At 52.6% G+C, this 22,854-nt stretch carries 28 protein-coding genes, 1 tRNA gene and 2 pseudogenes; 11 read left to right on the top strand and 20 right to left on the bottom strand.

Annotated features, from left to right (window positions below; genetic code table 11):
* Positions 1–13: 13 nt before the first annotated feature.
* The 19 genes and pseudogenes from ACGHUK_RS10635 to ACGHUK_RS10545 all read right to left on the bottom strand — a co-directional run bounded on the left by ACGHUK_RS10635 (position 14) and on the right by ACGHUK_RS10545 (position 12,339).
* Positions 14–1,495: a hypothetical protein gene (locus ACGHUK_RS10635; protein ID WP_390574291.1), complete on the bottom strand. Its 1,482-nt coding sequence runs from the start codon at positions 1,493–1,495 to the stop codon at positions 14–16.
* A 27-nt stretch (positions 1,496–1,522) separates the two neighbouring features.
* Positions 1,523–2,469, bottom strand: a pseudogene (locus tag ACGHUK_RS10630) (DUF4241 domain-containing protein).
* A gap of 5 nt (positions 2,470–2,474) precedes the next feature.
* Positions 2,475–2,801 carry a DUF5713 family protein gene (locus tag ACGHUK_RS10625; protein WP_002588986.1) on the bottom strand — a complete coding sequence of 109 codons (327 nt, stop codon included), beginning with the start codon at positions 2,799–2,801 and terminating at the stop codon, positions 2,475–2,477.
* A gap of 36 nt (positions 2,802–2,837) precedes the next feature.
* Positions 2,838–3,341 carry a DUF2004 domain-containing protein gene (locus ACGHUK_RS10620; RefSeq protein ID WP_097838499.1) on the bottom strand — a complete coding sequence of 168 codons (504 nt, stop codon included), beginning with the start codon at positions 3,339–3,341 and terminating at the stop codon, positions 2,838–2,840.
* A 13-nt stretch (positions 3,342–3,354) separates the two neighbouring features.
* Complete coding sequence (locus tag ACGHUK_RS10615; protein WP_097838498.1) at positions 3,355–4,194, bottom strand: DUF2262 domain-containing protein; 840 nt, start codon at positions 4,192–4,194, stop codon at positions 3,355–3,357.
* A 12-nt stretch (positions 4,195–4,206) separates the two neighbouring features.
* Positions 4,207–4,827 carry a hypothetical protein gene (locus ACGHUK_RS10610; protein WP_097838497.1) on the bottom strand — a complete coding sequence of 207 codons (621 nt, stop codon included), beginning with the start codon at positions 4,825–4,827 and terminating at the stop codon, positions 4,207–4,209.
* Positions 4,828–4,838: 11 nt separating this feature from the next.
* Positions 4,839–5,918, bottom strand: a complete 1,080-nt coding sequence (locus ACGHUK_RS10605) for an ankyrin repeat domain-containing protein (RefSeq protein ID WP_390574290.1) — start codon at positions 5,916–5,918, stop codon at positions 4,839–4,841.
* 7 nt (positions 5,919–5,925) lie between these two features.
* Positions 5,926–6,267 (bottom strand): hypothetical protein, encoded by a 342-nt coding sequence (locus ACGHUK_RS10600; RefSeq protein ID WP_006773019.1) that lies wholly within the window; start codon positions 6,265–6,267, stop codon positions 5,926–5,928.
* A 41-nt stretch (positions 6,268–6,308) separates the two neighbouring features.
* Entirely contained in the window at positions 6,309–6,851 is a 543-nt protein-coding gene (locus ACGHUK_RS10595; RefSeq protein WP_006773020.1) for a hypothetical protein, read from the bottom strand.
* 13 nt (positions 6,852–6,864) lie between these two features.
* Complete coding sequence (locus ACGHUK_RS10590) at positions 6,865–7,098, bottom strand: immunity 17 family protein (protein WP_015563522.1); 234 nt, start codon at positions 7,096–7,098, stop codon at positions 6,865–6,867.
* On the bottom strand, positions 7,095–7,607 hold the full coding sequence (locus ACGHUK_RS10585) for a hypothetical protein (protein WP_242700931.1): 513 nt from the start codon (positions 7,605–7,607) through the stop codon (positions 7,095–7,097). The genes ACGHUK_RS10590 and ACGHUK_RS10585 overlap by 4 nt, the downstream gene beginning before the upstream one ends.
* Before the next feature lies 1 nt (position 7,608).
* Positions 7,609–7,908: a hypothetical protein gene (locus ACGHUK_RS10580; protein ID WP_154256570.1), complete on the bottom strand. Its 300-nt coding sequence runs from the start codon at positions 7,906–7,908 to the stop codon at positions 7,609–7,611.
* 61 nt (positions 7,909–7,969) lie between these two features.
* A complete protein-coding gene (locus ACGHUK_RS10575; protein ID WP_207684858.1) occupies positions 7,970–9,085 on the bottom strand; it encodes a hypothetical protein in 1,116 nt (371 codons plus the stop codon).
* Positions 9,086–9,100: 15 nt separating this feature from the next.
* Positions 9,101–9,271, bottom strand: coding sequence for a hypothetical protein (locus tag ACGHUK_RS10570; RefSeq protein ID WP_008723379.1), 171 nt, complete (start codon positions 9,269–9,271; stop codon positions 9,101–9,103).
* A 107-nt stretch (positions 9,272–9,378) separates the two neighbouring features.
* Positions 9,379–9,690: pseudogene (locus tag ACGHUK_RS10565) on the bottom strand (SLOG family protein); the annotation flags it as partial.
* 7 nt (positions 9,691–9,697) lie between these two features.
* Positions 9,698–10,486 (bottom strand): DUF975 family protein, encoded by a 789-nt coding sequence (locus tag ACGHUK_RS10560; RefSeq protein WP_015565820.1) that lies wholly within the window; start codon positions 10,484–10,486, stop codon positions 9,698–9,700.
* Positions 10,487–10,677: 191 nt separating this feature from the next.
* Positions 10,678–11,013: a hypothetical protein gene (locus ACGHUK_RS10555; protein ID WP_015565819.1), complete on the bottom strand. Its 336-nt coding sequence runs from the start codon at positions 11,011–11,013 to the stop codon at positions 10,678–10,680.
* Between the two features lie 275 nt (positions 11,014–11,288).
* On the bottom strand, positions 11,289–11,492 hold the full coding sequence (locus ACGHUK_RS10550; RefSeq protein ID WP_223383275.1) for a helix-turn-helix domain-containing protein: 204 nt from the start codon (positions 11,490–11,492) through the stop codon (positions 11,289–11,291).
* A 19-nt stretch (positions 11,493–11,511) separates the two neighbouring features.
* Positions 11,512–12,339 (bottom strand): LexA family transcriptional regulator, encoded by an 828-nt coding sequence (locus ACGHUK_RS10545; protein ID WP_097776430.1) that lies wholly within the window; start codon positions 12,337–12,339, stop codon positions 11,512–11,514.
* 212 nt (positions 12,340–12,551) lie between these two features.
* Between ACGHUK_RS10545 and ACGHUK_RS10540 the strand changes: the two genes are divergently transcribed.
* The 9 genes from ACGHUK_RS10540 to ACGHUK_RS10500 all read left to right on the top strand — a co-directional run bounded on the left by ACGHUK_RS10540 (position 12,552) and on the right by ACGHUK_RS10500 (position 18,947).
* On the top strand, positions 12,552–12,749 hold the full coding sequence (locus ACGHUK_RS10540; RefSeq protein WP_097775157.1) for a hypothetical protein: 198 nt from the start codon (positions 12,552–12,554) through the stop codon (positions 12,747–12,749).
* Positions 12,750–12,792: 43 nt separating this feature from the next.
* Entirely contained in the window at positions 12,793–13,074 is a 282-nt protein-coding gene (locus tag ACGHUK_RS10535; RefSeq protein WP_097775158.1) for a hypothetical protein, read from the top strand.
* Positions 13,074–13,781, top strand: coding sequence for an ImmA/IrrE family metallo-endopeptidase (locus ACGHUK_RS10530; protein WP_390574289.1), 708 nt, complete (start codon positions 13,074–13,076; stop codon positions 13,779–13,781). Before ACGHUK_RS10535 ends, ACGHUK_RS10530 begins: the two co-directional genes overlap by 1 nt.
* A 533-nt stretch (positions 13,782–14,314) precedes the next feature.
* A complete protein-coding gene (locus ACGHUK_RS10525) occupies positions 14,315–14,806 on the top strand; it encodes a sigma-70 family RNA polymerase sigma factor (RefSeq protein WP_390574288.1) in 492 nt (163 codons plus the stop codon).
* A gap of 374 nt (positions 14,807–15,180) precedes the next feature.
* On the top strand, positions 15,181–15,408 hold the full coding sequence (locus ACGHUK_RS10520) for a hypothetical protein (RefSeq protein ID WP_097775161.1): 228 nt from the start codon (positions 15,181–15,183) through the stop codon (positions 15,406–15,408).
* A gap of 86 nt (positions 15,409–15,494) precedes the next feature.
* Positions 15,495–16,169, top strand: coding sequence for a type II toxin-antitoxin system PemK/MazF family toxin (locus tag ACGHUK_RS10515; protein ID WP_097771475.1), 675 nt, complete (start codon positions 15,495–15,497; stop codon positions 16,167–16,169).
* On the top strand, positions 16,160–16,969 hold the full coding sequence (locus tag ACGHUK_RS10510) for a DUF6551 family protein (protein ID WP_097775162.1): 810 nt from the start codon (positions 16,160–16,162) through the stop codon (positions 16,967–16,969). Before ACGHUK_RS10515 ends, ACGHUK_RS10510 begins: the two co-directional genes overlap by 10 nt.
* A 113-nt stretch (positions 16,970–17,082) precedes the next feature.
* A complete protein-coding gene (locus ACGHUK_RS10505) occupies positions 17,083–17,448 on the top strand; it encodes a helix-turn-helix domain-containing protein (RefSeq protein WP_113993110.1) in 366 nt (121 codons plus the stop codon).
* A 2-nt stretch (positions 17,449–17,450) separates the two neighbouring features.
* Entirely contained in the window at positions 17,451–18,947 is a 1,497-nt protein-coding gene (locus tag ACGHUK_RS10500) for a site-specific integrase (RefSeq protein ID WP_097775163.1), read from the top strand.
* 62 nt (positions 18,948–19,009) lie between these two features.
* On the opposite strand, the gene ACGHUK_RS10495 is transcribed toward ACGHUK_RS10500, so the two are convergent.
* Positions 19,010–19,088: transfer RNA gene (locus tag ACGHUK_RS10495), tRNA-Leu, on the bottom strand.
* Between the two features lie 537 nt (positions 19,089–19,625).
* Here ACGHUK_RS10495 and ACGHUK_RS10490 point away from each other — a divergent pair.
* Together ACGHUK_RS10490 and ACGHUK_RS10485 are read left to right on the top strand one after the other, a co-directional pair.
* Entirely contained in the window at positions 19,626–21,548 is a 1,923-nt protein-coding gene (locus ACGHUK_RS10490; RefSeq protein ID WP_390574287.1) for an HD domain-containing phosphohydrolase, read from the top strand.
* A 155-nt stretch (positions 21,549–21,703) separates the two neighbouring features.
* Complete coding sequence (locus ACGHUK_RS10485; RefSeq protein WP_390574286.1) at positions 21,704–22,753, top strand: SpoIID/LytB domain-containing protein; 1,050 nt, start codon at positions 21,704–21,706, stop codon at positions 22,751–22,753.
* Positions 22,754–22,854 lie beyond the last annotated feature (101 nt).

The raw sequence follows: 22,854 nt of genomic DNA, 5'->3' as shown, positions 1-22,854 counted from the left end.
TGTGACACCCCTTTCAAAAATCCCTCAACTGCTCAAACTTCTCCATCAGGGCATCTTTCTGGAGCGTGCCATCCGGCAGGACATCCAGGATACCCCGCAGGGCCATGTAGATTTCATCCCGTTTCTCGGTTTCGATGAAGCCCATCTTGTTGAAGGTCTGGGTGTAGGCGGCCACCGCGTCCAGCGCTTGGGCCTGGGCATCCTCGCCCGGTTCGGCGGCCAGCTTCATCAGCAGGGAGCGGGTCTTGCGGTATTGATTGGCTGCCTTTTTCGCGGCGGCGGCAGGGATATGTTCTGCGCCGTCCCAGCCCCGGAAGGGATTGTCCAGATTTTGCGCCAGCCACTCCGGTTTCCGGGGTTTGGTGATCCGCAGATCCATTCCCGGCTTGCTTTTCCAGAGCTGCTTTGCCACTTTTGCCGCCGTCTCCGGCAGGCTGGTCATCCAGAACCAGCGAAGCTCCGGCATCTGCTCCGGGGTGGGGATGTCATCCGCGCCGAAGCCAAACAGGTCGAAGGTGGATAGGTTCGTCAGTTCCCGGAACCCTCCCACGGCGGAGAAGCTCCCCAGGTTTCCCGGCGCACCCCAGAGCCTCAGTTCCTTCAGGTGGGGATGAACAGCAGCCAGTCCGGTCAAATCAAAGTCCTTCAGCTCGATGCCATGCAGCCCCCGTAGGTTCGGCAGTTCCGTGTGCGGGCGGTATTCCCCGATAAATTGGAGGGTCAAACCGCTGCCATCTTCGGGGGCATGGATGGCACAGGCGTCCGGCCCCTTGTTCTGGAACAGGAGCAGCTCCGTTCCCTCACACAGCCACAGCTCCTCCAGCCCGGTCATGTCCAGCATCAGCTTTCTGATGCTGGTGCCTCGCAGATCAAGTGTCCTCTGACCGTGGTTCAGCAAAGTCACTTCATCAACAAAGGGGGTTTCCCGCAAAAACTCCAGCAGATCCGGGTGCCACCGCTCGCAAATGAGGTCGGAGAGACAGGGCAGCGCCCTTAGTTCCAGCGCCGAGTCGAATGGCTCGTGCTGGTCCATGATCCGATGGCTGCTGACCTTCACCGGGATACCGCCGATTTCCGTCACCCCGTCGCTCTCCGCGGCCTCCTTGAAGGCCCGCCGCCGCTCCTCCGGGATGGCCTGCCACCGGATCTGGAGGTACACATCATAGCCGTCACTCCAGCCTCCATAGGAGCGGCAGGGCTGGTCGGTGAAGGACGGAAGTGTGCCCACCAGCTTATACTGGGGCGGGACCTCCAACGGTACCCGCAGCAGATGGAGGTCGCGGGACCAGTACATGAAGTCCTTGTAGAGTGGGCGGAGATGAGGCAGTTCCTCCGCAGTCAGAGGGGCGTCGCCCACCCAATCCAGAGAGAGGATCACCGCCCAGGGCTGCTTACTCACCGAGTCCGGCGGCGCAATATATGCCACCTGGCAGGCGGTGTAGCGTTTCAGATATTGGTTGTAGACGGTATAGACCTCTCCGGCGGTGGCTTTCATGGCGCTCTCCTTTGTTCTGTCACATTTTTAATCCTGCTCTCGATAACTGGCTTCAATGTCAATGAACCGCACATACACGGCGCAGATTTTGCCCTTGGCGTCATACCCGAAGTAGACAGGATAGTAACCATCCCCCCAGCCGGAGGCAAAGATGGGCAGGTTGCAGTCCGTGCCCGGCACTGTCCAGTTGAGCCAGTCGCCGCAGTCCCCCTGATATTTGGGGTAGGCTTTGGCGTTTTCTTCCAGAAGATCGCAGAACAGGTCGTTGTAGGGGTCGATGTCCGGGTCTTCTTCTAAACGCTTGGCCCAGTATGCCTTGAAGGCCGCCTGGGTCTGGATGTCCGCGACACAACCCATCCCGGCGTCTACGCCAAAGCCAAAATACTCGTCCTCTCCCAGTTCCTCGTCCAGATCCTCGTTGCCCACCATGCCCAGCTCATAGCGGACAGGCTTTTCCTGAGAAACCTCCACCTTGACGCAGGCATAGCGGTCGCCGTATTGTTCGCTGGGCACCACGCAGATTTTTACGGGATAAGTTCCGGCGGGGATCGTTTGAAGGAACGGCAGAGTGTCCTCCAGTTCCACCAGCGGATCACAGGCGAAAATCTGCCCGGTGGGGAAATGGACGGTGCCGATGTCCAGCACATCCACCGCCATGTTCCCAATCACTTTCTCTGTGAAATGGGCCTCCAAGTCATCTTTACAGGTCAATTTATCCTTGATTGCTTCGTATTTGTTCAGCCATTCAGTTGTAGGCATATCAGTTTCCTCCTGTTGATTCTGTTTCTTGATGTACACACTCTTTGAGCCGTCCCAATAGCAGTTCACACACCGGCCATCCTGAAAATGATGGTCACAATTCGGGTAGCCATAGAGAACATGGGCACATTCTGGCACAGCCCCATCATCTGTGAGGAGCCTTTGAAAAACAGGCTTCCGCACTCATCACAAAGGGCCAGTTCTTTTTCTGCCATAGGGTTCACCAGTCCCGTTCCCGGATGGCCTCCTCGGTGTCAATGGGGATGCCAAACCACTCCAGAATGTAGGCCACGGTTGCCGCAATACATTCCCGCGCCACCGTTTCGATCTCGCTGTCGTTCTCGTCAAACTCCTCCTGGAGATCATTGATGCCGCAGACCGCCTCGTCCAGCGTTTCCTGCACCACTTCGGTGTCGGTTTCGCCACTCTCCAGCAGGGCGATGACCTTCTGAAGCTCGTCCTTTACCTTGTCCACCAGAAAAGCAGGATAGTAATCGTCCTGATACATCTCGTCCAGCAGCTTGTAATTGGGGTCAAATGCTTTCATAGGGATTGCTCCTTTCCTCGTGTATGTCAGTCACGCTCAGCTCTCATGTGTGATACAGAAAATCTCCTTGTTCAAATCAAAGTAGATTACCATCAGTTCGTCGGTAATCTCCGGGTTAAAGGACAGATCCAGAATGAAAACTTGCTGGTTCATCTCGCTATCCACCAGACTGCCGAACCGCTTGAGCTTCAAAAAGTCAACCATCTCAGCAAAGGACAGTTTGGCTGGGTCGGTTCCCGGAAAAAGTTCCGCCACAATATCCGGGCCTACATCGTCCCGATGGAACTCCATGAAAAATGTCACAACGCTATGGTAGCGGCTGTCCTCGTCTGCCAGCGCCGCTTTGATGGCGGCTTTGGCCTTCTCCGCCAATTTCTCCGCCTCATCCAGCATTTCTCCCACCGCATCCATGACAGCAGGATCGCCGGTCAGTTCTTCCTCTACATCGAAGATAAAGGGTAGTCCCGATTCCTCGGGAAAGTTGAAGATTTCCTCACCGGGTGTATATGTAAAATCAATGCGTTTACAGCTCAGTTTCATAATGTTATCCTCCTTACCCCTCAATGTTGGCAGTTTTGAGGCCCTTTTTCAAGGAGCCGTAGACCGTCACCGCATGGTCGGTGAACATCTCGTCGCAGTCAAACCAGGCAGTGAAGCTGCCGCCGGAGGTGACGGATAGACTCGTCAGGCTGATTCGCCGGGCAAGTTCGTCCTCTGTGATGGGGTCGGTTTCCGGATTGCGGGGGTTTTCCTCATCTTGGGAGAGCCAGTTGTTGGCCAGCTCGGTCAGGTTCTTGGCTGCAAGCTCCCGCATGGCCTTATCCCAGGTGTCACAGTCGGCCAGCAGCTTTTTGGCGGCGCTACGGGCGCGGGTCCAGGAGGGCTTGCTTTCGGCATTGACCTCCAGAGAAAGGCTCACATCCTTTCCGCACCACTGGATTTCGCCCTCGAAGGTATCATAGTCCTTGTCCAGTGTCAGTTCTCCCAGCACCTGGTCCTGGATCACCACTGGCTTGTGGTACTCGTCCAGAACGGCCTGGAGTTCCGGGCAGTCCTCGTGGGCCTTGACCACCTGGGAGATACACCAGGGCTGCACCACCAGATCCTTTGCCCATTCTTCTTTCATCCGGCGAATCTTCAGGCGGCAGATCTGCTCGTTTTGAAAGCGTCCCCAGCCCTTGTCACTGTGACGCTCCTCGTCGGTGACCGGCCAATCCAGTCGCTCCTCTTTGGTGCTGACCTTGCCGGTGTCACAGGACACTATGCCCAGCGTCACAACGGTCATTTCCCAAAAGTTACCTTTCCAGTTAAATCCGCCCCCAATGCAGCGATTGATCAAAGCGACCACTTCCTGCTCCTCGGACTCGTACATCTCATAAAATTCTTCAAACATAGATCATTCTCCTCATCCCTCTATATGATTGCGGTATTCCTTTTCAAGCTGGGTGTACCACCGTTTCAGCATGGTTTCCAGACTGGTCTTTCCGTTGCGATCTGTAAAAACAAGAAACTTCTGCATCAGTCTGGGGAACAGATATTTGCCCGCTTTTGTCAGATCCTGATTGAGATAGACCATCCGCAGGATACGGCCCTGCCGGTCCAGAGGGTCCTTTTTCAGCAGTTCCTTTTCAAAGCAGAAGCGCAGGAATACCACATTCTCGTCGTAGAAGTCCTCCACCACAGCCGCGCCGATGCTGGTGTAGGTGATGTCGTACACCAAACGGCTCCAATCAAATTTCTCGGCATAGAGAAGTTTCAGCGCCTTCGCCCAATGTTCCTCCGGGATCACCAGCATCCTGTGCTGGGCGGTGCTGGAGTAGCCGTGGTAGACGGGTTCCGGCTGCCCCAGCAGTTCACTCACACTGTCGGCGTAGACGAAGCACAACTCCTCGTCGAACAGACCACCGATAAAGTTACCATTGCAGTACAGCATATAATTCTTGGACTTGGCCGGAGAATAAGAGAGGTTATATTCCTGGGAGTCCAGGCTTTTATGTACCTTGTTCAGAAAGTCTATGGATGTCATGGTCTTGCTCCTTATTCCTCAAACTCACCCTCGATCATCCCGTTCAGATATCGTCCGGGATCTGCGATGAAGTCATCCCATTTGGCCAGAGGGTGGAATTCCTCATGCTCGATGTCCAGATACCACAGTTTTTTGTCCCTGGGGCTCCACAGCAGCAGATAGTCGCTGTAGTTGTCCATCTGCACCATCAGGGAGAGCAGCTTCTTCCGTTTCCAGGTCATCTCCTGCACATCCATGAAGGAGTAGAGCTCCGCCCACTTCACCCATTCCTGATCCGGGAACTCCAGCCGCAGGGGGCCGGTCTTCAAGTATTCCACCAGCTTGGCAGGCAGCTTGTAGGGCATAAGCTGCCGGATCTTTTCCTGCTTGTTGTGCCATTCCTCCGGCTCCAGGGCTTTCAGGTAGTCGGCCATCTCCTGATTCTTGTTTTGAACTGCCACACTGTAGGGACGGTCACCGTATTTGTCAACAAGGGTGATATTCGCTCCCTGTTCCACCAGCCAGCGCACCATGGAGAAATTGTTGGAGCGGGCGGCCTCGGTGACAGGGGTGGAGGCGTAAGGGAACACCATGTCCGGCTTGTGGTAATTGATGTCTGCCCCTTTTTCCAGAAGCAGCCGGGCAAGTTTGGTGTTGCCCTCGGACACAGCGCCCCGGAATGCCTCGCCGCCAAACTTGTCTACTGCGATCCCAGCTTGCTCCAGCACCTGGATATTCTCCGGGCGCTTGCCCCAGCGTACTTCCTGGAAGGCCCGCTCTTTCTGCTTTAGGCTGAGTTTTGCAGCCTGTCCAGCAAAGAGGGTGACCACCTCCGGCCCACAACAGCGGGCAGCGGTGAGCAGCAGGGGCTGTTCCTCTGCCAGACCGGGATCAGCTCCATGCTCCAGCAGGAAGTGAATCATAGGCACATCGTTCCGAAAAACCGCGATTTCCAATGGCATCAGCTTGATGTATTCGCTGAGCTGAATGGGGTCATCTAAATCCAGACCGCCCTGGAGCAGTACCTCCAGCTTGGAAGTGTCATAGTCACAAATGGCGGCAGCCGTTTCCGGGAGGGTCTCCCAGCGGCCAATATATGCAATTTGGTACATAAGGCACCTACTTTCGTTGTTGTTTCACTTTATAGGGAACGGTTCGGCCCAGCACCCGGCCCTTGCCAACGGCATTGGCTCCCTCATAGATCAAAAATTCCGCATTGTTTTCCAGCGGGGCATAGTCAATGGTATCTGGATATAGGGGTTGGGCATTTCCCAAAGCTGGTGTATCAAATGTACACTCGGTTCCGTCCAGAAAGCATACACCCAAATATTCTGTAGTTCCTGTGACCACAAAATGGGGACAATACTTTCCGCTGACCAGGCTGGGTGGTATTTTTCGTTTGCCGCTCCAGAAGATGACCTCCACATGGAGCACCGCCCGGTTTTCATCTGTCCCGATCACGCTGTCGCCCTCCTTTATCCCGTCATCTGGCTGCGGTATACTCAGGCCAGCTCTGCGTCCAGGATCTGGACTGGTTTTCCTTTCTCGTTCACATAGTAAAGGGCGATATAGTCGATGCCGTCCCGCTTGGCCTGCTCCCACGGCATCCGTTCACCGTTGATCAGTTCCACGGTATCCGCCTCATCCGGTTCAAAGTTCTCTTTTTCGTCCTCATAGTCAATGCTGTACCCCAGCTCCAGCACCAACTTGGAGGCGGGGATCTCATACCGCTTGAGGGGGCGGTGCTCCAGCTCGGATGGATCATGTTCATCGCAGAACATATTGTCGTAGCCATGCCGTCCACCGTCAAAGATGACGAACTCCTCGCCGCTCTCCGGGTCACGGGCTGTCACCAGTCCGGGGGCCTCGTCGCTATCTATGATATAGGATTGGGGTTCTCCTTTCACCGTGAGCAGATCTCCGTAATACCAAACCTCCAGCAGTTCATTGCCGGTGGTGGAACAAAGTATCACGGTGGGCAAACGCTTCTCCGCCCATTCTTTCACATGGCCGATGAGCCAGGTGGGATATTTCTCAGTCATCATAGTCTTTCTCCTCCTATTTCAATTTCAGCACAAATCCCCAGATACTCACCACAATCAGGAGAACACCCAACAGAAAGAACACCACCCGCCGGTATCCTCTGCTGTGGCGGTGGGCATCCCGCGTACCAGTGGGGTCGCAGAGCCAGTTCCAGTTGCGGGTCGCTCCAATTAAAATCACGGCCCCGATGAGCACCGAGGCAATATACCAATGCTCTTGCAAAAATACTGTGATCTGTTCGCTGTTCATTTACATATAACCCCCTTTTCATCATCGGGAGTTTCCCGCCGAATAAATTCCTCCCGTTCTTTCAAATCTATTTCCAAGGCTTTTTCCTCCTCCAGATATTCCTCGCAGTCCCGAACCAGCTTTTGGGCGGCTGGGTCATCCGGGGCCAGGGCCAGCCAGCATTTTGCGTATTCATAGGCGGTGGCTGCGGAGCGGTACGCCATCAGGCAGGAATAGCCCATCCGGGAGTTCCAGTAAGGGTCGTTTTCTCCCTGGGTGCGAACGGACTCCAGCAGTCGGATGGCGTACTGGATGAGATTTCCGTCCACTTCACTGTCGGTTCCGTGCTCTCCATGATCTCCCAGGACCGCCAAATTGCTGTAAGCCCGACTCAGCTTGACGGTCAGCAGATAGCCCCGCTCCTGTTCCAGGATGGCTTCAATGGCCCGGATACACCGGGAATACTCGTCCTTCTTATTCCATTGCTCAAGCTGCTCCAGCAGCTTTGCTTCTTCTGCCTGATTCATCATTTCACCGCCTTTTCCGTGTCATCCTTTGCCTTTCTTTTTTGAAGTGTCCACTGCCTCGCAAGGTGTTGACCACACAGGTGAAGATCTGGCCGCAGTGCTTGCACCTAATCATGTGAGCCATAATTTCGTCCGCCCAGCCATCCTCTGTCTTTACCTTCTCCAGTGGGCAGGTGGATTCCTCTTGCATCAGTTCAAATTCCCCCTCCGACACCAACTGCTGAATGTAAGCAATACAGGCCAGATAGTCCTTTGGGGCGTCAAATTTTCTCCATGTTTGAATGTTTCGGCAGTGCTCGCACATAGTGGACGCCTCCTTACGCAAATACCTGCTGGTATTTCTCTTTTCATACTGTGCGACTTTTTTAGGTCTGCTGGTGCTGCATGGACACGATATGGCAGTCCGGGCAGAATTCCACATAGAGCATGCCCTCCGCACAGTCAAACACCGTATCCCACTGAATCTGGGCCAGATATTTCATAGGTTTCCCGCAGTGGGGGCAGGTCGTATATTCCGCGTCCTGTACCCAGTTGGCAAAGCCACCCACCGTGTTCACATCCTGGCAGGCCGCACCGTAAAACAGGGGCACGGGCGCTTCGCCCAGCACAAAGGGATTTTCCGTGAGGGCCTTGTAGTCCTCGGGACTGACATAGCAATCCGTTTTCTCCGCCCCGTCAAAGAGCTCAGAGGGAAAGACCTCCACGCCGCCATCCAGAGCGAACCGGTTGAAGGCGGGGCCTTTGAGGAATCCCACGCAGCTGGGGCAGCAGGTGGCAGTCAGAATACCATCCAACCCCAGAAATTTCAGCCGCTCATCCCGGCCATCCAGCACCAGCATGTCCACCATGCGTCCGCCACAGTGGGGGCATGTGTCCTCCCGTGCCCGGCCAATGCGGACGGGAGATTTCTCGCTGGTGGTTCCTTTGACCATAGGATAGCAGGTATCGAAGTTGAGCTGGATTTTCTGGCCCTCCTTGTCGAAGGTCCAGCCTCCGATCTGCGCATAGCTGGATGGGTCTACATAGAGGCCCTTGCGCCAGGGCCGGGGATTTCGCTCCAGCTCCAGCAGAGTCTCCATTGCCTTGTCATCTCCTTGCATAGCAAGGCAACTCATCAGGTTGGAGGCCGCGCTGGAATATTCCGCGGACAACAGCGCATGGATCAGACCATCCCGCACATCGGCGGGAGCATGATAATAGATCTCACAGGGCCAGAACACCTCTGCGGCCAGTGCCACTCGCTGAATCTCCGGGGTGATGGCATCATGGTAGCTAAGCAGCTGCCAGAAGTCGGTGAACTCCGGGTCCTCCATATCAGCCAGCCTCTGGATGTTCTGTATCAAGTTTCTTTGTTTTTCGACAATTTGTTCCGGCATCCAGGCCAGAGCAGCTTGCCGTTCTTGCTCGCACTTACATTTCCAACACAATCCCTCATAACCCAATGGGGTTCCACAGCTGGGGCAGGTATATTTCAGACTCATGTTCTCATACTCCTTTCAGGCAATAAAAAAGCCCCACGCCGCACTGTCATAAAGACAGGCTGACGCAGGACATGAAGAAGCCGCGTTGAAGGAGCCGCATCCACCAGCAGATGTAGTTTCTTCAACAACCAAAATATTTTTTTCGTATCTTAAAGCAGCAAATTGCTGTCCAATATATTTGTTCATAGCGGCACCATTTGTTCTGAGCGTAGTTTTATATCTTATTATATCACAGCACCCCTTCAATGAAAATATTTTGTTGGAAATGCTAATGAAAAAATTTTGTGAATTTGTTAAGGCGCAGGGGCTGTTATCTCCATAGTGTCTGGATGGATCAGAGTGATTACCTTTCCCTGATGCAAGGCATAGTTGACTGTCTGTGCTGTACCTGAGCGCAGCTTTTTCTGATTATCAAACACACCGATGATGTACTCTGCATGATCGACCATATAATAATTTCTTTTTTTATAACTGGAAACATCCGCAGAATGTGAAATAACAATAGAATCGTTTGCGTTTTGGATCAGCTTTTTCAATCTATGTTTACTCTGATCCGGCCATTTAGAGTCATAGCCGATGAAGGGAACTACAACGATAATTTTAATATAAAAGTCAATATGCTTCATCCGGTTCGGTAGGTGCTGCGGTAATATCGCGGTAGAAAGTAGCCCATGCAGCTTCCTCATAGGGGTGTACAAAAAAGAAGCCAATGCTCAATGGAATTGTCAGCAGAAGAACAAGAGAAATCGCCAGAGCCTCTGAACCGGTGAAATATTTGAGAACCAGAAAACCCTCGGCATACAGTGGCACCGAACAGAGCAGCTCCCAGCCAATGAAGCTGAAATCCAGACAGAACAGCCGCCATTTGTTGCCATTCATGATCCGCCGGGATTCTGTGATCGCTTCATTTGCGGTCAGCGAAGGATGCTCGGACATGATGTAAGGTGTCATCGCATAGCTGTATGTTTTCACGATTCCCGGAATCACCAACAGCAGCGACCAGAGGGCGATGTACAGACCCTGCAGGAATTTCATGCAGAAGCCATCCCACAGACGGTCTTTCTGAGAGAACAAGTCCGAGATGGCAGCATCATTTCCATCTACAAGGTTCAGATTAAAATGAGCATATCCCAGTTGAACTGCACCGCCCACGATCAGTTGGAGGACTGCCCACAGAACAATGCCGGCAAGCAGAACAGCAAGCAGCCGACCGCCGTTGGGCTGGGAGAACAGTTCAAAATGGATGTCCTTTGCCTGATTGGAATTGGATACGGCACTGTTGGAACTGCTCACAATGGTAGCACCGAGCGCACTGGCGGCAATACCTGTCAAAACAGCAGTTTTCCATTTTCCGCGCAGGGCATCGAGAGCGAGCATACGATAGTCGGCAGATACTTTCATAAAAGCAACCTCCTGTCTGAAAACGGCAAGGATTTGTGAAATAGGAAGATGATATGCCACTTTAATTTAGATACGTTTGAAAAGCTGAAAAAATTGCAGCATGAATGAAAAAGAGGCTGTTACACCGGTTTTATCCTTGTGCAACAGCCCCTTCCTTTACTTCAGCAGCTTGTCCAGTTCATCATATTGCATTACTGGAGCTTTGCAAGGATTTCTTCAGCCGTCATACCGCTGGCAAGCAGCTTCTTCAGCACATCTTCTGCTTCGCCCTTCTTTGCTTCTTCTGCTGCTTTTGCTTCGGCGGCAGCTTTTTTGTTTTCGGCTTTGGCAAGTTCCTTGGTGGCGGCTTTCAATTCTGCTTTCTTGGCTTTCAGCTGCGTCTTCAGATCATCGAGATTTGCAGTCAACGTAGCAACCTCAGATTCGATTTTCTCTTTTTTTGCGGCCTTTTCTGCAATGACTGCTACATAATCAACGCTGGCCTTTACAGTACGAGCCTTATTCTTGCTTCCCTTGGGTCTTGCCATAATAATTTCCTCCCATAAAGTGAAATAATTTGATACTTACAAGTATATTTCCAAATAGTCAGAATTGCAATAGGTAACATGAGCCGTCTTCAACTGCCAATGCAAATCTTATTCGGTATGCCCGAAGATCGTCGCAAATGTATTCCTTCAATGGTAACAATCATGGAGATTAGTGTTTATCTGGAGATTACCAAAGGATAAATAGAAGCAGTATTAAAGCCGTTCACCACGCAGATTTTCCAGCGTGGCGAACGGCTTTTTTGCTGCCCCTATATTTACAGGTAGGAGGAATCGAAGAAGTCTTTTAATGTAATTCCTAAACCCTGACAAATTCTTTCAATCGTCTCTACGCTTAACTGCCCTCCCCGACGGGCGGTGGTTTGAATCGTGGAGTACGATATTCCGCATTTCTTTGCCAATACACATAGATTCATATCACGCACTTGCATCAAATCCTGAACACGCTTGATCGTATCCACAAAAACTCCTCCCATCTTTTTAGTTCAAAACTTTTCCAACAACCTCGAATCTTTGCTCTGGAGATATAAGGATCGGCGAATATTTGGTGTTAAGAGAAACCAAAACCGGTTGGTTATGCACCACGCCATAGCTGTCGGTAAGGAACTCTGCTTGGGACTTGTCTGGGGTATGTTCATCGTATTTTTTCAGATATCCACAGTCATCATATACGAATATCCCGATATCCCCGCATTCAAGTTCTTCGCAGCGCTTCACCCATACAATCTGTCCGTTATGATAGCGTGGCTCCATACTATCACCGCTAACATATATCCCGAACTCGGCACCAGCCGGAACGCTACTGGCAGGCACTTGTATCTGCTGGAACATTTCACCCTCAAGAAAAGCTCCTAGACCTGCCGATACTGGCAACTCTGATACAGGCATCATTATGTAGTCGATTTCCGCGGGCTCTTCTGCGTCTGGCTGGTAGCGCCGGGATGCAATCAAGTCCATTTCGTACTCAGCGACTTTTTTTTGCCCGATGTCATTTAGAAGGGCGGGTTTCTGGAAGTTCTTTGTAAAGTAGGAAGGACCCTCCTTGATGTTCAATGCGTAGCAGATTGCAACTAGTTGGTAGATGCTAGGAGTGGTATAGCCTTTTTCCCATTTGCTGATTCCTTTATCACTGACATCGACGCCATAGTGACGGAGAAGTTCAGAGAAAGTTACAAGTGAATAGCCATTCCTTTTTCGTGTGCCTGCGAGAATCTGACCAACCTCATTGCTATCCCTCGCAGCGACTGCATCATAGCGCACTGTGGATGGGGCTATGTGCATTTTGGTGAGCGTGGTTTTCTTTTTCATAACAAGAACACTCCTTTGTGATCCGGTAGCTCTATTATAGTATAGAAAATATAAGAAATCAACAGGAAATCTCTAAAATGGCGACAAATGCGTAATTGACATCTCCATAAAGTGGGTGTATAATCAAACCAAATCCACAAATAACAGCCTTTTGGTGTTATTTTCGTATGGGATTGTGTTTGTTTGGCGTTTTTTTTTTGCGAGGTGATACTATGAGAAAAGAAAATGTAAGATGTCCAATGTGCGGAACCATGAATTATGATGTGGATCTTGATGAAACCGGTGGCTGGACAAAATGCCGTCTGTGCAAAGCAGTGACCTGCTCTATGGATGAGTGGAAAAAACATACAGTGTCCGTTCCGCTGTTGAACGAAAAACAGCTCGTGGCACGCAGTATGATTCGCAAGTAATGCACGCCGTGTTTTGATAAATCCGCAAAAAGGAGGAATTCTGATGTGTGGTGATTACAACCTTCGCCGTGAGAAAAGATACGTCGAAGTGGACGTTCGTTTTACTCCTGACGGTAAGATCCGCCCTCTTGCCATAAACTATGACAAGGCTCACACTTATGGAATTGATCGTGTCTTGGCAGTCAAACATGGGACATCACGCCTAGGCGGAAAAGGTCACTGCTTCACCTGCCTGATCTGCGGTCAGAAGCGGAATCTTTGGCTTGAACGGGGCAAGTGGTTCGTGGAAGCCTACTGCTCCGTGCCGGAAAGCTGTGCTTCGTAATGGCAAGATACTTATCCCGCGCAGATCTTTCGCACATAGCGGGTAAGTATATCGACCAGTACTATACCCGTTTCGGGATCAGTAAAGATGACCCAGAACCCATTGACCCTGAACGGCTCGCAAGTTCTGTTCTTGGGCTGAATGTGAAAATGCTGCCGCTATGCAGCGATGGAAGTATTCTAGGACTGACTGTTTTCCAGAAATGCGGTTTTACCGTAACCTTGGGGGACGGGACAAAGCTTGTGGAGGTGTTCATGCCGAAGGACGTTGTAATCGATTCCGCCCTTGCGTCAGACAGCTGCACCGGATGCCGGAATTTCACGATAGCGCATGAAGCGGCACACCATATTCTGGCTGACCAGTTTCCGAACGACTACGGAAAAGCAGTCAAGTGCCGTGGGCACATTGCCTATCGGGAACGAAACGGACAGCCCTCATGGGAAGAATGGCAGGCGAACACCCTTGCAGCGGAGCTGCTGATGCCAACATTTCTGGTCAACGCCGAAATAGAACGTGCAGCGCTGTGCCTGCCAAATGGAATCCTGTACAAATCCGCATCGGATCCGAACTATGAAAAAATTCTGGAGATGGCTGCACGGATGGGAGTATCGTGGTCTGCGATTAGGATCAGATTACAGCAGATGCAGGTCATCAACGGAAAACCCATCCACTGCCATCCATTGGACGTCATTCGATTTGGAGAATAATATGACTTGGTCAAATAATCGCTCTTTTAAGAGTAAACCGCTGAACAATATACAGCAGGCACAATTCAGCATTGGCTGGAGGTTTTGTCCGGTTTGCGGACACAAGCTCTACCAAAAAACCGAGAGCTGTTCAGGCTCTATCAGCATAAAGTGCCTCAGGTGCGGTAACGTAGCAGCAGTTGACTTAGCCTACCGCAGGCGCTGACTTTTTTAGACAAACCACAATTTCAAAAATTGGGTGCATTGCACCCTGAATATGGACTGTTCGTCACCGAGCAACGGGCCATTGCCGTAAGGCAATGTATGAAACGCGCACCAAATAGCCGGGCAACAGCTGATAGAGTGATTCTGCTTTAGAACCGCTCTGTTAGTTGGTTGTCCGGCTATTTTTTTAGCCTTCAGGTAGCCTGCTCCCGTAAAAAGGAGCAGGCTTTATGTTTGTCCGTTTTTCGTGGATGCCCCAAGCGGCGAAATATCCGTAGCCTTCCAAATTTTTGACTTTTTACGTTTTATCGAAAATTTGGAGGTTTACGATGTCTTTTAATAAAGGCTATGAGTTGAAGAAGTTTGAAGCACACTGGGAAAAGTTGCGCATCGAGTACGCAGCTGCGGGAATGACAGAAGAGGCCATCCAGAAGATGTACGATTATGACCGTCAGCAATTCAATTCGGAGCGTACCTTTATCGAGCGGACGCAGGAATTCACCGCTCCTGCGTATGAAAGCTCTGAGGAAGAAGCGTCGCCTTTGATGCTACGCTATCAGGATGCGATTACCGTGACAGATACTTACCACGAAACTAAAAGCCGTTTTGCATGGATTGGTGAGATTGAGAACGAGCAGTTGCTTACTGCACTCGAAACTTTGAAAACCGAAGATTTGGAAATCATCACCATGTACGCTTACGAGGGATACGACATCACTGAAATTTCTAAAGTCTACGGCGTATCTCGGCCCACTATTAGTATCAAAATCAAGAGAATTACTAAATTTTTGAAAAACTTCAATTTCAATGCTACGAATTGACCTTTCTCGTCGGCTACCAAGTGAGAGGACAATTTCCCAAGCGGCACCTGCCGCAGGGCGAAACGTCCGACCTCAGGGACCTTGAAAACTGAATAGTTCCGTCATCTGGTACTCCGATAATGATACTTCCGTAATTCGCGGCCCGGTCACAAAGCAGACGGGGTGGCTGAAATGCCAATGAAGCGGTACAAGTCCGCTGCCAGATGTTCATGCCCCACTCGCAGGGAGCCGAGGGCGAATATGCGAGACCTTTAATCATATTGATCCGGGAACTGTCGGGTACGTTCCACGCATCCGGCAGTTCCCGTTTTTTTACGTACTCTTATTTATTCTTTATCCGAATATTCACTTTTGATACATAGGAGGACACTTTTATGGACGAGTTGAACCCCACGGTGCGCGAGCAGGAGATCTACGAGGAGATGGAGCTGACCCCTGAGATGGTCAAGTCCATCCGAACTCTCTGCGGTACCTGTCTGCGGCACTTTGTGGATGCAAAGGCTTTCAAAATCGCGCTTGTACCCAGCCCAGACCGGAGCATGGACACATGCACCGTCTGCCAGATGCGGCGCGGCTATGATTATGTGGTCATGCACCGCTGACCCAACCATACCACCATACCTTGAACGAAGCTCGTTGCGGAACATCCGGCAGCGGGCTTTGCACATAACAACATGGAGGTACAATTTTGCAGCAAAACTGGAAATTCCAACGCGGAGACATCTTCTTCACCCATTTCGGGGCGAGCACCGGCTCGGAACAGCACGGTGACCGCCCGGCGGTCATTCTTCAGAATGACGTGGGCAATTATCACTCTCCGACCCTGATCGTTGCGACCATGACAAGCAAGGCGGAAAAGAAAGTAAACCAGCCGACCCACTGCCTGTTGGAAAACGCAGGGTTGAATATGCCGTCCGTTGTGCAGGCAGAGCAGATCTTCACCATCGACAAAAGCCGGGCACTGAAGTATCTGGGGCATCTGACCCCAGAGGAGATGCGCCGGGTGGATGATGCGGTTCGCATCAGCCTTGCGCTGAACCCTATGGGCAGCATCCAGCAGATAGAGCCTATCCGGCGCTCTACGGCGGTTTATGCGCCGCCTGAGGTGGTGGATGGCAAACCGCCTGTCTACCCCTATACGCCCATCCGGTCGTCCTTTGAGAACGCCGGAAGCATCGAGGAAATGATGCTGTACACCGAACTGCAATCCGCGGTTCATGCCATGATCCAGCGGCTCGAATATAGCTTCACCTTCAATCCCAGCCTGCTCACCAGCCCGAAGCGGAAGCAGCAGGTGACTGAGATCTTAGAGGAAGCCGAGAAGTACATTTGGAGAATCAAGGAGGAAATGCGATGCGCCTGAACGACAACAATACTTTCATTGGTATCAACCCGCCGTACCAGCTTTCGGTCATCCACAGCAGCAAGCTGATCTATCCCCGCGAGATCTACCAGCGGGGCGTAGAGCGCAAGAGGGTGGAGCTGATTGCAAGGGACTTCAACGAGTACATCGTTAACGAGCCGAAGGTCAGCTTCCGCAACGGCAGGTACTATGTAATGGATGGGCAGCACACCATCGAGGGCTGCATCCTCCTCAACGGCGGCGAGGACCGCCCGATCCTCTGCAAGGTCTACACCGGTCTGACGATGGAGCAGGAAGCCCTGCTCTTTGCCGAGCAGAACGGTCACGCCGCACCCCTGTCGGCGGGCATCAAGCTGCGCGCCAAGGTGGTGGGCGGCGATGCGCCTTCCAAGGCGTTTGTCGCAGCCACTAACCGGGCGGGGCTTTCCCTCAACTACGACAGTATGCAGCTGAGCGACTACCGCATCGGCTGCGTGGGCACGGCGCTGAAGCTGTACGACCAGCTGGGCGAAGAGATCTACTGCGAAGCTCTGCGGCACATCGTGGAAGCGTGGGAGGGCAAACCGGATTCCTTCCGGGCGGCTGTCCTGCGGGGCGTGATGTACTTTGTGCAGCTGTATCATGGGCAGTACAGCGAGGAGCGGCTTGTCCGTGCGCTGAGCGGCGTCCATCCCATGGAGCTCTACCGTGTCAGCCGGGATAACCCCGCCAAGCTTCCGGGCTGGCGGCGGTACGTTTACCCCATCTACACCACCTACAACGGCAAGTGCAGGAAAGACGCACTGCCGATGAAGTTCTAAGCTCAAATATCTCCTTTGGCAAGTGAGATGGTCCCCGAAAAAGACCATCACACTTTACATATAGTATTTTTTGCTGAATAATCGACATATTGAACTAGAAAGAGAGGACAGGAATGAGCGAGATCGCAGCCTGCACTTTGATTCAGGAAGAGCCTGACCGAAAGACGGAGAGGTATCTGACGATGTTCAAGGACTACCCGGATGTGGTGACGGTGGAGCATCTTCAGGAAATGCTTGGCATCTGCCGGAAGAATGCGTATCTGTTGGTCAAGCAGAATAAGATCCACTCGGCGCGTGTAGGACGCAGCTATAAGATACCAAAACTCTGCGTGGTAGAGTACCTGCTCGATCAGGATCGGCAACTTGGAGGGATGCACCTTTCAAACTCCCTTGTGCCATCCTTGCAAAACACTCCAGAATCTTCTAAACTTATGATGCCTAAGCAAAGGACGTTTGGCTGCGAACAGAAAGGAGCATAACTATGACAAATGTGGCCGGACATTTAAGAGAACAAAACGGTATGTATCAGATGATTCTGAGCTGGAAAGACACAGATGGAAAGCGCAGAACCAAATCCATCAGCACAGGACTTCCTGTTAAAGGAAACAAAAAAAGAGCTGAATCTCTGTTGCGTAAAACACAAAAAGAGTTTAACCCTGAAACGATGCAGCAGGTTTCCGACCTGCCGGTATCGGAATATCTGAACCGCTGGCTTCGGGAAAGCGTGATGAACCTTCCGCCCGAAACCTATGGCAGATATGCTTATGATCTGGGAAGAGTAGTTGTCCCATACTTTGAAAAGAAGCGGCTGTCTTTGAAAGCACTCTCTCCGCGCGATCTGGAAACGTTCTTCCGCTATGAGCGTCAGCAGGAGGAGGCCAGTGTACAGCAGCTTCTGGATTGGCACAAGGAGTTGACCGATGCCCTACAATATGCCGTTGACAATAATTGGCTGAAGGTCAGCCCCATCAAAGAAGTTGACCCCTGCCTTGATAACTCCCCGGTACTTTTCACCGACTTCATCACGGACTGGTTGAAAATGATGAAGTCACGAGTGGAAATCACAACCTATACCAGCTATGAAAGAGCAATCGTTCACAAGATCGTCCCATATTTTGAACCGCTCCACTATACATTGCAGGATATGGAACAGCATCCCAAATACATCCAAGACTTCTACCAGCATGAGTTGGATCGTGGCCTTACGGCAAACACCGTCATTCACTATCACGCCAACATCCGCAAATGCTTGCAGTACGCTTTTCAAATCGGCATGATCCGTTCCAACCCGGCAGATCGCGTTGAACGTCCTCGTAAGGAAAAGTTCAAGTCGGAGATTTACAGCGGTGAAGAACTGGAGCAGCTTTTCAAAGCGATTCAAGGTGACCCTTCGGAGTTTGGCGTTATCATGGCTGCATTCTACGGCCTGCGGCGCAGTGAAGTTGTTGGCTTGAAATGGGATGCCATTGACTTTGAAAACAAGAAAATCAGCATTCAGCATACGGTTGTGACCGCAAAGGTCAACGGAACGCTAACAGAAATCGCACGAGATAAGACAAAAACAAAGTCGAGCTGCCGGACACTTCCCCTAATCCCTGCCTGTGAGCAGATGCTCAATAAAATGAAAAAGGAGCAGGAGCAGAATCGGAAGGTCTGCGGCAAAAGCTATTGCACCGATTATCTTGACTATATCTATGTAGACCCGATGGGAAAACGGATTCGGCCCGATTTCCTGAGCCAACATTTCCCGGATTTTCTGGTCGCACACCAGATGAAGCGTATCCGCTTTCACGATCTGCGCCATAGCTGCGCCAGTCTGCTCTATGCCAATGGCGTGAGCCTGAAGGAGATTCAGGAGTGGCTGGGGCACAGCGACATCAGCACGACAAGCAACATTTATACACATCTGGATTTCTCCAGTAAGGTATCTTCGGCGAATGCAATCGTCAATATCTTCCCAGAAAACGCCAAAGTATAAAAAATGGGCAAAAAAGAAAAACAGCCTAAAATCTTTCGATCCTAAGCCGTTTTATGATGAAGTGCCGATGGTGGGACTCGAACCCACATGGTTTCCCGAACGATTTTGAGTCGTTTGCGTCTGCCATTCCGCCACATCGGCTGATATTCAATTTTGAGACATTCGTACCGGTTTCTGAAGATTGGAGGGATGTTCAGGAGGGATGTAAGAAATCCTGCTTCGACAAACCTTCAAAATTCAACGCACACTCGTGAATTTCTCGTACAGACAAGAAAAATCACGAAGCGGATTTTGAGTCCCCCTCGTCTGCCATTCCGACACACCGGCTGATATGCAATTCAAAAGAACGTTACTATTATAGCGGATTCTGCGCACAAAATCAAGACTGAGTTTCCGGCGGAAACACGTGGACTGTTCCCGGGCAGAGCGGGCAGCAGACGGCCGGAAAACTGCACTCCCCAATTTGCGTCACTTTGTGCGGCACAGTACGGTGTCTGATGAGGAAATTTGGCAAAAATAAAGAGCTTACGTTGATTTTACAGAATCAAAACGACACATTCCGCACCGCAGGCTGCAAGGGGTGAAGATTGACGTATTCTGGTAAAAAATAGTATAATGTTATTCGTGAAGGAATGCCGTGCGGCCCAAAACGCGCGGTTTTGCAGCGGGGGATATGCGATGATGAGCAAAAAAGACAGAACACGCCAGCAGATGGAAGAGGAAATGCGCCAGCTCCGCAAGGTGTTCATGACAGTGCGCCTGATGAAGGCGGACGAGGTGCAGGGCGGCAAAAAGGGCAGCGCGCCCTGCTATGCCCAGTGGCGGCGCAGCCGTCCGTGTGAAAACTGCGTGGCAAGGCAGGCGCTGGAAAAGAACACCCGGAAAACAAGGCTGGAATACTTTGGGCAGGAGCTGTACGAGATCACGGCCAGCTGTGTGCAGGTGGATGGCCAACTCTGTGTGCTGGAGCTGACCCGCAAGATCGACCGCAGTGTTCTGCTGGACCCGGAAAACGGTGAGCGGCTGCTCAACAGTATTACCGACGAGCGGGAAAAGCGCTACCGCGACCCGCTGACCGGTGCCTACAACCGCACCTATTATGATGAGAACTACCGCTACCGCAGCATTACCGCCGGTGTGGCGATGCTGGATATGGACGATCTGAAGTTCTCCAACGATGTTTACGGCTCCGGTGCAGGCAATAGCGTGCTGGAAACGGCGGTAAGCACCATCCGGCGCGGCCTTTCGGAAAAAGACCGCCTGATCCGCTACGACGGCGGCAGGCTGCTTTTGCTGCTGCCGGACATCCGGCAGGAACAGCTCAGCCCGCGTCTGGAACAAATCCGTCTGCAGCTGCAGGCGGCCAGCGTGCCGGGCTACTCCCGCATCCGCATGTCGGCCAGCATTGGCGGCGTGTGGATCGACGACGAAAATGTGGACGATGCGGTGCAGCACGCGGAACGGCTGATGCACTATGCACGCATCCAGAAAAACACCGTGATCACCGAGCGTCAGCCGGAGCCGCACGCCCTGCAGCCCACCCACAGCCGCCAGAGTGTGCTCATCGTGGACGACTCGGCCATGAACCGGATGCTGCTCAGCCAGATGCTGAACAGCCAGTTCGACACTGCCGAAGCGGCTTCCGGCGAGGACTGCCTGCGCCTGCTGGAACAGAACCCCACCGGCATTTCCGTTGTGCTGCTGGATGTCCACATGACCGGCATTGACGGCTTTACCGTGCTGGAAGCCATGAGCCAGCGCGGAATGCTGGAAGAGATCCCGGTCATCATGATCTCCAGTGAGGACAATGTGGACACGGTGCGCCGCGCCTTTGATCTGGGTGCGTCCGATTATATCAGCCGCCCCTTTGATGCAAGGGTGGTGTATCAGCGCATTACCAACACCATCCGCATGTATGCAAAGCAGCGCCGCCTGAGCGCCATGGTGGCGGATCAGGTGTCGCAAAAGGAAAAGCGCAGCCAAATGATGATCGGCATTCTGAGCCGGGTGGTGGAGCGACGCAACGGCGAGAGCCGCACCCATGTGCAGCACATCAGCACCCTGACCGGAATGCTGCTGGACCATCTGGTGCAAAAGACCGAGACTTACCCCCTGACGCAGGAGATGCGCCGTACCATCAGCATGGCCTCGGTGCTGCACGACATTGGCAAAATGGAGATCGGGGAGCAGATCCTGAACAGCCCGGAGCCGCGCACGCCGGAGGATGAAGAAACCATGCGCCAGCATACCCTGCTGGGTGCACGGATGCTGGAAGAGCTGGATGCCTACCGCGACGAAGATTTTGTGCGGGTAGCCTATCAGATCTGCCGCTGGCACCACGAGCGGTACGACGGCAGCGGCTACCCGGACCAGCTGGTTGGCGAACAGATCCCCATTGCGGCACAGGTGGTCGGCCTTGCGGATGCCTACGAAACGCTGACCACTGGCAGCGGAAGCCAGCCGCCGGTACCCTGCGCGGCTGCAGTGCAGATGCTTTGCACCGGCGAGGCCGGGGCGTTCAATCCGGTGCTGCTGGACTGCCTGCGGGAGATCGAGAACGAGATCGACGATGCCATGCGTCGTCGGCCGGAGACCTTATAAATCAGACCGGAGAGCTGCCCGAACGGGAAAGGCCCTCCGGTTTCTTCTTTGTCCAGATGTGAAAACGAAAGTCCAGTCCTTGCCCGCAGGCGCAGGCTGTGTTACACTGTAAAAAATACAGTCAGAAATCTGCAAAAAACAGGAGGAGATCACTTTTGAAACATCTGCATCGGTTTGTGCGCCGCGCGGCGGCGTTTGTGCTGGCAGCAGCGCTGTGCGTTTGCGTGCTGGCCCCGGCGGCTTCGGCAGCCACCACTATGGGCGGCGCGGACACGACCCTGATCCCTGCCGAGGAGGAAAACTGCCTTGCATGGCTCTTTGGCACCAGTGATACCATCACCATGCCTTACCTCAACATCAAGGGAAAAGGCCTGCAGCGCAATGTTACGCTGAACCTTGTGGACTGCCTTGTGGGCATTACCTACACGGAGCTTGGCTCCATTGGCAGCTATGTCAGCGCCAGCGCCGCCCAGCAGGCGTGGAAGGCACAGGCGGTGGCCATCCATTCCTATCTGGAATACCACAAGCAGTACGGCTCCTCTTCCAATGCGCTCATCTACACTCCGGTGGATCAGATCCCGTCCTCGGCACGGGAAGCCATCCGCAGGGCGGTGGAGCCGGTGAAGAACGAGGTGCTCACCTATAACGGCAGCGTCTGCGACGCCGTGTGGTCGGCCAGTGCGGGCTATAACACCCAGACCGGCGTGTACGGCACCTGCTCCAGCCGGGACGCATGGGGCACCGATGTGCCGTATCTGCAGAGCGTGGAGAGCCCCTACGAGGAGCAGTACCACAACAAGCTGCGCCGGGTCATCGGAAAAGACTATACCTATAAAGAGTATAACGACAGCCGCACCGGCGAGCCCTACGTCAGCGCCGACACCACCCACAAGGATCTGGGCGGCTTTGTGCAGTACAACACCTTTGTTTCCAATGGCCGCAGCTACCGCTATATCGGCCAGTTCGTTTCCTCCCGCTACTGCTTCGACTTTGGCGCGGACGAAAGCGGCACCCCCTGCATGACCTATTACGGCTTTGGCCATGGCGTGGGCATGAGCCAGTGCGGTGCTGTGGGTTACGCACAGGAGCAGGGCATGGGCTACCGGGAAATCCTGAGCCACTACTACACGGGTGTGAGCATTTCCACTTCCGGCAGCTCCGGCGGTGGGTTCTTTGGCTGGCTGCACAGCCTGTTCCACTGGTAAGCAGTGGAAAACTGCAAAGAAATGCGCGCAAAACCTTCTCAAATCATGCCGGATTTGGTATACTATAAATCGTGTGATTTTTTGAGAGATCATTTTAAGAT

It is taken from the genome of Faecalibacterium sp. i25-0019-C1 (genome assembly GCF_042854225.1).
GTDB classification, from domain to species: domain Bacteria; phylum Bacillota; class Clostridia; order Oscillospirales; family Ruminococcaceae; genus Faecalibacterium; species Faecalibacterium taiwanense.
The sequence above is the reverse complement of the archived record's forward strand: the minus strand, read 5'-3'. Positions and strand labels throughout refer to the sequence as shown.